This is a genomic window from Candidatus Hydrogenedentota bacterium, assembly GCA_035416745.1.
Classification (GTDB): Bacteria; Hydrogenedentota; Hydrogenedentia; order Hydrogenedentales; family SLHB01; genus UBA2224.
On the sequence record DAOLNV010000068.1, the window covers coordinates 24,353 to 32,711 of the forward strand.

An 8,359-nucleotide genomic window follows, 5' to 3' on the forward strand; every position below is an offset into this window, starting at 1 on the left:
ATTGCAGGCGCCTCCTCGGCCTTCCGTCCACCCCCTCTTGACCTTGAAGAACCATGTTCGCATATTTGCCCATCCCTGTCCAGAGGGACAGCGAGCGCGCGTAACGGAACACCAGGAATCCTGAACACGAAGCTTATGCCGTCTTGAAGAATGCAGCCGAGGCCCCTGCGCTGCAGCGTGTCTTCCTGACGTTGTGGTCAGCCGTCTCGGCGCTAGATGCGCGCCCAGGCCTGTTCGATGATGGCGAAGGCTTCGTTGATTTCACTCTCGGTGATGACCAGGGGCGGGCTCACCCGAATCACCTTGCCCGCCAGGGGGCCAAGGAAATGCACGCCGGTGTCGCCAATGCCGTAGTACGCCTCGAGCACGCAGCGGTTGGCGAGTTCGGCGTTCTCGATCTCGACGCCGTAGACGAGCCCTTCGCCGCGAACGGCCTTTACGAACGGGAACCTGCCGGGCCAATCGCGAAGCCGTTTCTCGACGCTTTTCGCGGCTGCGCGGCCTTTATCGACGATATTTTCCTCCTCGAACACGTCGAGCACGGCGCACATGGCGGCACAGGCGCGGGGATTGCCGCTGAACGTATCCGACGCTTCGCCATAGGTCAAGGAGTCGATGAGGTCCGCCCGGCCAACTGCTGCTGCGGCTGGCTCGCCGTTGGCGATGCCCTTGCCAAGGACGACCAGGTCGGGCTGCACCTCGTACGTTTCGTACGCGTACATGTTGCCGGTGCGGCCGTGGCACGCCTGCACCTCGTCGAAGATGAACACAATGTCGTGTTTCTCGCACCAGGCCTGCAGCATCTTGTGATACCACTTGGGGGGGTGGAACGAACCGGCGGCGCCAAGATAGGGTTCGGTTATGAGCAATGAGATCTGGCCTTCGTGTTCTGCGGCGAGCGCATCCAGTTCGCGCTGGTAAAATTCCCGGGGTTTTTCGTCTTTCATAGGAAACGAGATGAACCGCACATTCGGGTTGCGGCTTTCGGCGCCGGTGACGTCGCCCGCGAGGCCCTTCTTCCCGTGGAACCCGTAGCGCGTGGCCAGAATGATCGGGCGGTCCGGATACCGGTGTTGCGCGGCCCACATGGCTTTCTGTATGCCTTCTGACCCGCTTGCGGCCCAGAAAACCTTCTGGGCGTTCGGATTTGTCGCCGCCATGCTTTTGACGAGCCGCTCGGCCGCAACGACCTCGAGCTCAACCACCATGTTGTAAGCGTTGCGAGGCAGGGCCTCGGCGTACTTCCGGCACAATTCCTCGAAGCGCGGATGGTCATGCCCGAGATTCGTCACCAGGACGCCCGACGTGAAATCGACGAGTCTGCGTCCGTCGACCGTCCACAGATAACACCCCTTGGCTTTCTCGACAGTGAGCTGCGAGGGGGTATACGTGCGCTGGCCCCTCCCGATGACGGCGTCCAGCCGCTCGCGGATGGCGTTTGCCTTGGGTTCGCCGTCGTGCTGAATGGATGCGGATATGCCCGCGTGTATCGCCATGTTCTGCCTGCCCTTTCCCGGTAACCGTCAAAATCCTGTAAAAGGCCTCGAAAAAGGCCCTATTTGCTGCCAGAACGGCTGTTCGCGTCAATGGCCATAGTATAATCCCCCCCGCTTCCAAAACCAAGTTGACGGATTGCTTCGCTGTGAGAGGGGAGCGGTCAAGGCCTTCTGTGCCGGCGGTGACGCAGTTGATTGGTACAACGGCGGGCGGGCATCAGATGTAGTACATGTCCGATTCATGCACGTTGTCGATGATATCCTGGACCCGATAGCTCTTCAGCACCTTCGAGACTTCGCAGGCGACGTCTTTCCAGATCGGCGCGACATCCTTGTCCGCGTGGCCCTCAATAGGCTGCAGGTCAATTATGGGACCCTCGATGGCCTCGATGATATCAAGCAGACTGATGTTTCCGGGCGGCCGGCAGAGTATATACCCGCCTTGCGCCCCGCGTACGCTGCGGACAATGCCCGCGCGCTTGAGTTGAATGAGAATGTGCACGAGGTATTTGCCCGGGATGTTGCGCTTGTTGGCGATGGTCAGCGCGGTAACCGGCTGTTCGCTGTTTGCGTTCAGCGCAAGTTCAATTATTGCCCGGCACGCATATTCACACCTCGACGAAATATTCATGCGACTGGCTGCCTTCCCTGTTCTAACCGGCGGGCCGCCAATGTCCCTCTCATGTCCCGGATAAGATGCTCGACGGCGCGCTGATACTCCGGCCTCCCAGAAGTCTTCGCCACGAGATCGTTCGCCAGACAAATCTATCGTAGTAGTTTTAACGCTGGAAGTAAAGAGCATAATGCAGATATGTCTCGCGGCTACTGAGGTCCTGACATCTTATCTGTGCAGGTGGGTAATTTTCTGCGCAGAGGAATATCCCTTATTTCCGCAGTCTTGGGGACACCCCGGTCCGTGCCGCAGATCACGCTGTGGCGCGCAGCAACGCCCGCTGACCAAGGTCTCTAAACCCAGCAATCAGCCAAGGTTGCCCGCGCCACAAAGGGCGCCGGCCCTTCGTCTCTCGCGCTCTTCGAGAGCATGACGGGCGGCGGGCCGGACAGGCGGCCGCCTATACGGTCTTTATGCCGTTCACGAATGCTGCCCGGATGACAGGTTTCCATTGAGGGTGAGACTGGTCGAGGTCGAAAACGATGAGGTTTGCGACGGTCCCGGGTTTCAATGAGCCGAAATCGGCTTTGACGCCCAGTACGGCGGCCGGGATCTCGGAGGCGCATCGAAACGCCTGTTCGAGGGTCATGTCGGTTTCGCGCGTGGCGTTCAGCACGCCCTGCAGCAGCATGAGAGCGCTGCCGGACAGCAGATTCGTGCCGCACAGGTTGATGCGCCCTGAGGGCAGCAACTCGACCATCATTCCTTTGACGCCGCTATGATGCGGATACATCCCTGGTTTTAGACCCGCGATGCTGACCGCGTCCGAGGTGAGAATGACGTTGGCGGGTCCCTTTATGCGGACCATGGTCTTCAACACTTCGGCAGGCAAGTGATGGAGGTCAGCGATGAGCGCCGCGGTCAGACGATCCTCGGCCAATTGGGGCCAGAGCGGGTTGCGGTGCCGATCGAGTTCCGCGGCCAGGCCATTCCCGAGATGCGTGGAGAGGCGCGCCCCCGCGTCAACGGCCTGCGCAATCTCGTCCTGACTGGCATTGTGATGTCCGAGAGCGACGACAACCCCGCGGCTAACCAGTCCTTTGACGAACGGAATGGCTCGCGGGAGCTCGGGCGCGACGGTTGTGTAGAGCACGTTGCCGCCGCTGGCCTTGTTGAGTTTGTCGAAGTCGCGCAGACTGGGTTCGCGTATGTAGCGCTTGGCATGAGCGCCCCGCGGCCCATCGAGGGGCGACAGAAACGGCCCCTCGAGATGAATACCCGGCACGGCCCGCGCCACTTCTTCGTCTTGCAGGGCTTCGGCCATAACGCGGCAGCCGTGTTCCATGTTCTTCAAGGAGTTGGTGGTGAGCGTGGGGACCCATTTCGAGACGCCCCACGACGCCAGGAAACGCGTGAGGCCATGCAGGTCTTCGGGCTTCGTCATGGGCCCCTGAAGATTGATGCCGTTGCCGCCATTCACCTGAATGTCGAAAAGTGTCGGCCCGATGATGGACGAACGGGACCCGTAATCGGTCCGGCCATACCCGCCGCCCTGCGTGACGGCTTCGATGATTCCGTTGCGCACGGTGATGTGCACCGGCCGGCCAGAGCCTACCGGAAGGCCACAGACGGTCACGGCTTCGCTCGCGTCTGACATTGTCACGCTAGTGCCCTCGTTCATCCATATTGCACACCGCCGATAAAGACAGCGTTGAGCTTTGAACTCCAGCCCGTCTTGGCTTTCACTATAGAGAATACGATGAAATTCGCCACGGCTCCCGCAAAAGGAAGAGCAAACCGGTGCTTGAGATGGAAAAACCGTCCGGGTATCGACGATGCGCTGGCCAGAGCCTGTTTCAGGGTTAAATCCGTCACGCGCATGGCGTTAACAACTCCCTGCAACAACGGCAGCGAGCTCCCAGCCAGATACCCGGTTCCGCTCAGGCATACGCGTCCCGAAGGCAACATCTCGACGGGCATGCCGCCGAGTTCGTAGGGTCCCGGCTTAAGTCCCGCCAGATGAATATAGTCGGACGTCAAAATCACGCGCTGCGGCTGCTTCGCCCGGACAAAGGCGCGAAGAACGGGCTCGGGCAGGTGTTCGAGGTCCGGGATAAGCGACGCTTTGAGGCGGTCGTTTGCCAATTGGGGCCACAGAGGGTTGTTATGGCGGTTCATGGTGCCCGCCATGCCGTTGCCCAGATGCGTGGATAACGTCGCGCCCGCCTCGACGGCTCGTTCAATGTCGATGGCCGACGCACCGTGGTGCCCCAAGGCCACGCGCACCCGCCGCCTCACCGCTTCTCGGATAAACGGAATGGCGCCTTCAACTTCCGGCGCGACAGTGATGTAGGCGATGCGGTCTTGCGTAACCCGCATGAATTCCCCGAATTCCGCCAAGGAGGGATTCCGCACATGCTTCTTATCGTGCGCTCCCCGGGGACCGTCTTCCGGAGAGATGTAGGGTCCCTCGAGGTGTATGCCGGGAATAGCGCGCTTGATACGCGGCTCGGTCATGGCTTCCGCAATCGCGGCGCAGCTGTGAATCATATTCTCGGGCGAGCCGGTGATGATCGTGGGTATCCAATGCGAAACGCCCTGGCTGGCGAGAAAATCGTTCAGAGTACAGATGCCAGCCGGCGTGATGTCAAGACTTTGTAAATCGATGCCCTTGGCGCCGTTAATCTGGATGTCGAACAGTGTAGGCGCGATGATGGCCGTCAGCGACCCGACATCGGGAGTGGCCCGGCCGGCCGGTTTGACTGTCTCGACTCGTCCATCTTTCAGGATTACGTCGGACGGGCAGTCAGCACCGGCGAAAACTCCCCTTACGAGGATGCGATTCTTGGTCAAAAGCACGAGCCGCTCTCCTTACCGTTGGCAAGGGTTCTACCATAACGCGCCGTCAGGAAACAATACGGATGTGCGTGACCTTGAGCCATCCGAGGCGCCCATTCCAGACGTGGGCAGCCCCTAAACCCTTCTAAATCCCTGGGTTATGACGGAATACCTTGCCATCAAGGTCCGAACAGAGTGGCAAAGAGTGACGGCGGTGTGGACGAAAAGGCCGTCGCTTATCGGCCGCAATCCGTACAACTTGCTCGGATTGCCCGCAGGTTTACGAAGGCTCAGGGTGTCAACACCTTGCCGCAAAACACTAGAAGCTGGCGAGAAAGTGCAGGTAAGCCTCGATACCTTTGAACAACGTAGGCAGGTGCTGTTTCTCGTTGGGCCCATGGATGCCATCTTCGGGGAGACCAAATCCGAGCAGCACCGATTCGACGCCGAGCATCTGCTTGAGAACTCCGACTACGGGTATGCTCCCGCCTTCGCGGCGAAACACGGGTTCCGCGGCGAAGACGGTCCTGAGGGCCTTCACCGCGGCTTTCATCGCTTCGGAATCGCGGTTCATAAGCGCGCCGGGACCGTGCGAGAGTTCGCGCATTTCCCAGGAGACTGTCTTTGGCGCCTTCCCTGCCAGGTATTGCTCGAGCATGGCCTTAATGGAGGCGGGCTCTTGATTTGCCACGAGGCGGCACGAGAGTTTTGCCAGTGCTTTGGCTGGAAGGATGGTCTTTGCGCCCTCTCCGGTGAATCCCGATACGAGACCGTTGACCTCGAGCGTGGGACGGCCGCCCACGCGTTCGAGGGTTGTGTACCCTTCCTCGCCCCAGAGTTCCCGCGCGCCGGTCATGGCCTTCCACTCGTCGTCGGTTATGGGCCATCGGGCGATCTGGAGGCGCTCTTCCTGATCGAGGGGCACGACGCTGTCATAAAACCCCGGCAGGGTGACGCGTCCCTTTTCGTCGTGCATGCCGGCCACCAGGTCGCACAACACCTGGCCGGGATTGTGCACCGACCCGCCGAAGAGACCCGAGTGCAGGTCTTTGCCGGGGCCGCGGATTTCGAGTTCGAAATAGGCCAGCCCGCGCAAGGCATAGACCAGCGACGGCAACTCGGGCGCTAGAATGCCCGAATCGCAATTCAACACGAAGTCGCATTCGAGCAGGTCGCGGTTTTTCTCGATAAATGCTTCCAGACTTGGCGAACCAATCTCCTCCTCGCCTTCGAGCAGGTATTTCAGGTTCAGGGGCAGTCCGCCGTGCATGGACAAGGCTTCCACGGCCTTGAGTTGGGCGAAGATCTGGCCTTTCATGTCCGATGCGCCGCGGGCGAACAGATAATCGCCGCGTACGGCAGGCTCGAAGGGCGGCGTCTCCCATTGATCGAGCGGGTCGGCAGGCTGTACGTCGTAATGACCGTATACCAGCACCGTGGGCTTGCCCGGCGCGCCCAGCCATTCGGCGTAGACCATGGGATGCAGGGGCGTGGGCATCAACTCCGCCCGCGTCATGCCCACGTGCTTCAACTGGGTGCGCAGCCACTCGGCCGTGCGAACCATGTCCTTCTTGTGTTCCGACAGCGTCGAGACACTCGGGATCGCGACGAGAGACTTGAGTTGTTCGAGATAGACATCGTGATGCGAGCGCACATGACTCAACGCGGCGTCCAATTCGGTCATGATTCCTCCTTGAGAAGAAGTTCCATTTCGTGTTCGCCGATGATACCACAGGCTTTCCAGACCGATGAAGAACGTTGCGCTCGCCTCATCCGTGCGCCCTGATGTGTCATTCTTCCTCTTCGCGCGGGAAGGCCTGCTGTCGAGCTGTGTCCAATTCCCTCAAACTGCTCGCGAGACGCCTGCGCTGCAAGGTCGCAGGCGATGATGCCTGCACCACAATAGCCGGCAAGGATGTCTCCGGAGGCCCGCAGGAACACAAGCCTCGTTACAGAATCGGAGCATTTGCCTTGTCCAGGCGGTTCGCATCCCGTGGCTGCCCTGTGCGCGTCCGCCCCGGTTTGTAAAAAGATTGTAAAGACAGGGAACTTGTGTATATTGGAGGCGATCCATTTGTTATATTTGTAGAAAAGGAACCGGTTGCTTTCACGGCTCCGACGCCGGGGGGTGCGCAAAGATGGGCCTCTTCAGACATTTTGTTGGCACACGATGGCTGGCAGCCCTGACGCTGCTGCTGGCGATGGCGTTGGCGGCATCGGGCGGCGCGCTGCTTGCCCAGGAGTCCGCGGCGGCCAGGCAAGCCGAGGAAGCCGCAGACCTCGTAGCGCAGGCGAATGCACTTGCGGCGGAAGGCAATGTGGCCGAAGCCGGCTATACGTATGTCTGGGTGCTCGACAACTACCCATACACACCCGCGAAACACGACGCCCACGCCGCCCTTGTGGAGATGAAGGCGCTGGTGCGCAGCGGCCGAATCGACTTCGACAACTTTCACGCACTCATCCAAATGCTTCCGGCGTTCTGGGACCTGAACACGCTTGAGGCTATGAACGTAGTCGCCAATATGGAACACGTTTACGCGGGAGAGCTTCTGAAAATGGGCATGGAGGAAGAGGCCAGGCAGGTATGGTCCGAGACCCTTGAGAACGTGTTGGAGGCCTTGCGCGCGTACTGGTATGACCCGGCGGCGTATTCCACGCCGCGCATCGCCGTATACATCGCGAAGAAGCTGGGTGGTCCCGAGTTAGAAGTTACAATACAGGAGCTGGAGCAGTACGTGGAACTCGCGGGTCCATGCATGGGCTCGTACGGTACACGCGCCATCCTGGCCGAATACTACAGTCAAGCGGGGAGAAAGCGGGCGTGCCGTCCTCACGCGGCGCCGCTTCTCGAAGCGGCGGACTCCGACTACGTGCTGGACGCGCTCGAGAGTCCGCACGTGGACGCGATTCAGAAAGCCGCGATGCGCCATACCAAGGCGTACGCGCAGGCCATGGCCGGATTACATTATCAGGCGTTGGAGTCGTATGCGGCGCTGGACGCGGATCCCACGGCCGAGGGAACGGATTTCAAAGAGTGGGCGGGCTACGGTGTTGCGTGGACCACCCAGTGGCTACACCGGGATAATGCTCAAATGAGAATTGCCGCGTACGAGGACTACCTCGCCCAAAGACGCCCTCCCGGGCCCGGTGGAACTGAATGGCGCGAGCGGAAATTCGCAAACTTGGCCCGCGTGGAGATGGCGAAGATTTACCTTGACGTTGGCGACTACGCGAGCGCGGCGGAATACGCGGACCAGGCGCTTCTGGAGACGGAAAGTCCTGAGATCCTGGCATTGGCCGAAGACTGCATGCGAAAGATCTTCGAAGCGCAGTCCCAGCCCCAACCCGCACCGTAGGCGGCGCCGGCTCGCGTTCCGGGCAACACGATTCTCCTTCCTGGCCTTGTATT

The 8,359-nt window shown here is 60.3% G+C and carries 6 protein-coding genes; 1 reads left to right on the forward strand and 5 read right to left on the reverse strand.

All coding sequences use genetic code 11. The annotated features are described in order from the left end of the window. Positions 1-212: 212 nt before the first annotated feature. From PLJ71_17195 to PLJ71_17215, 5 genes are all read right to left on the reverse strand, one after another. Positions 213-1,496 (reverse strand): aspartate aminotransferase family protein, encoded by a 1,284-nt coding sequence (locus PLJ71_17195; protein ID HQM50428.1) that lies wholly within the window; start codon positions 1,494-1,496, stop codon positions 213-215. Positions 1,497-1,713: 217 nt separating this feature from the next. After that, a complete protein-coding gene (locus PLJ71_17200) occupies positions 1,714-2,127 on the reverse strand; it encodes an Rrf2 family transcriptional regulator (GenBank protein ID HQM50429.1) in 414 nt (137 codons plus the stop codon). Between the two features lie 442 nt (positions 2,128-2,569). Continuing rightward, positions 2,570-3,766: an amidohydrolase family protein gene (locus PLJ71_17205; protein HQM50430.1), complete on the reverse strand. Its 1,197-nt coding sequence runs from the start codon at positions 3,764-3,766 to the stop codon at positions 2,570-2,572. Between the two features lie 20 nt (positions 3,767-3,786). Then, a complete protein-coding gene (locus PLJ71_17210; GenBank protein ID HQM50431.1) occupies positions 3,787-4,968 on the reverse strand; it encodes an amidohydrolase family protein in 1,182 nt (393 codons plus the stop codon). A gap of 298 nt (positions 4,969-5,266) precedes the next feature. After that, positions 5,267-6,631 (reverse strand): dipeptidase, encoded by a 1,365-nt coding sequence (locus PLJ71_17215; GenBank protein ID HQM50432.1) that lies wholly within the window; start codon positions 6,629-6,631, stop codon positions 5,267-5,269. Between the two features lie 454 nt (positions 6,632-7,085). On the opposite strand from PLJ71_17215, the gene PLJ71_17220 reads away from it, so the two are divergent. Then, on the forward strand, positions 7,086-8,306 hold the full coding sequence (locus PLJ71_17220) for a hypothetical protein (protein ID HQM50433.1): 1,221 nt from the start codon (positions 7,086-7,088) through the stop codon (positions 8,304-8,306). Positions 8,307-8,359: the final 53 nt, after the last annotated feature.

Bases quoted from the DNA above. Each gene is read 5' to 3' on its own strand.
- PLJ71_17195 (HQM50428.1), bottom strand. From the start codon at position 1,496: ATGGCGATACACGCGGGCATATCCGCATCCATTCAGCACGACGGCGAA.
- PLJ71_17200 (HQM50429.1), bottom strand. From the start codon at position 2,127: ATGAATATTTCGTCGAGGTGTGAATATGCGTGCCGGGCAATAATTGAA.
- PLJ71_17205 (HQM50430.1), bottom strand. From the start codon at position 3,766: ATGTCAGACGCGAGCGAAGCCGTGACCGTCTGTGGCCTTCCGGTAGGC.
- PLJ71_17215 (HQM50432.1), bottom strand. From the start codon at position 6,631: ATGACCGAATTGGACGCCGCGTTGAGTCATGTGCGCTCGCATCACGAT.
- PLJ71_17220 (HQM50433.1), top strand. From the start codon at position 7,086: ATGGGCCTCTTCAGACATTTTGTTGGCACACGATGGCTGGCAGCCCTG.